This is a genomic window from Kitasatospora sp. NPDC049285, assembly GCF_040678815.1.
Lineage (GTDB): Bacteria > Actinomycetota > Actinomycetes > Streptomycetales > Streptomycetaceae > Kitasatospora.
This window is the reverse complement of record NZ_JBFAQR010000162.1, coordinates 1-1,030: the sequence shown is the minus strand read 5'-3', so window position 1 is coordinate 1,030 and position 1,030 is coordinate 1. Positions and strand designations below refer to the sequence as shown.

The 1,030-nt window shown below is 56.2% G+C and carries 1 rRNA gene; it reads right to left on the bottom strand.

From position 1 onward, the window contains the following. Positions 1 to 2: 2 nt before the first annotated feature. Positions 3 to 1,030: ribosomal RNA gene (locus AB0K51_RS34895) — 23S ribosomal RNA — on the bottom strand; the annotation flags it as partial.

Sequence of the window (1,030 nt, the reverse complement as noted above, 5' to 3'; positions counted from 1 at the left end):
CTGAGGACAAGCCCTCGGCCTATTAGTACCGGTCAACTCCACCCCTCACAGGGCTTCCATACCCGGCCTATCAACCCAGTCGTCTACTGGGAGCCTTACCCTCTCAAGGAGGTGGGAGTGCTCATCTCGAAGCAGGCTTCCCGCTTAGATGCTTTCAGCGGTTATCCCTCCCGAACGTAGCCAACCAGCCATGCCCTTGGCAGGACAACTGGCACACCAGAGGTTCGTCCGTCCCGGTCCTCTCGTACTAGGGACAGCCCTTCTCAACACTCCTACGCGCACAGCGGATAGGGACCGAACTGTCTCACGACGTTCTAAACCCAGCTCGCGTACCGCTTTAATGGGCGAACAGCCCAACCCTTGGGACCTACTCCAGCCCCAGGATGCGACGAGCCGACATCGAGGTGCCAAACCATCCCGTCGATATGGACTCTTGGGGAAGATCAGCCTGTTATCCCCGGGGTACCTTTTATCCGTTGAGCGACGGCGCTTCCACAAGCCACCGCCGGATCACTAGTCCCTACTTTCGTACCTGCTCGACCCGTCAGTCTCACAGTCAAGCTCCCTTGTGCACTTACACTCAACACCTGATTGCCAACCAGGCTGAGGGAACCTTTGGGCGCCTCCGTTACCCTTTAGGAGGCAACCGCCCCAGTTAAACTACCCACCAGACACTGTCCCTGATCCGGATCACGGACCCAGGTTAGACATCCAGCACGACCAGAGTGGTATTTCAACGTCGACTCCACGACAACTGGCGTTGCCGCTTCAAAGTCTCCCACCTATCCTACACAAGCCGAACCGAACACCAATATCAAGCTATAGTAAAGGTCCCGGGGTCTTTCCGTCCTGCTGCGCGAAACGAGCATCTTTACTCGTAATGCAATTTCACCGGGCCTGTGGTTGAGACAGTCGAGAAGTCGTTACGCCATTCGTGCAGGTCGGAACTTACCCGACAAGGAATTTCGCTACCTTAGGATGGTTATAGTTACCACCGCCGTTTACTGGCGCTTAAGTTCTCAGCTTCGCC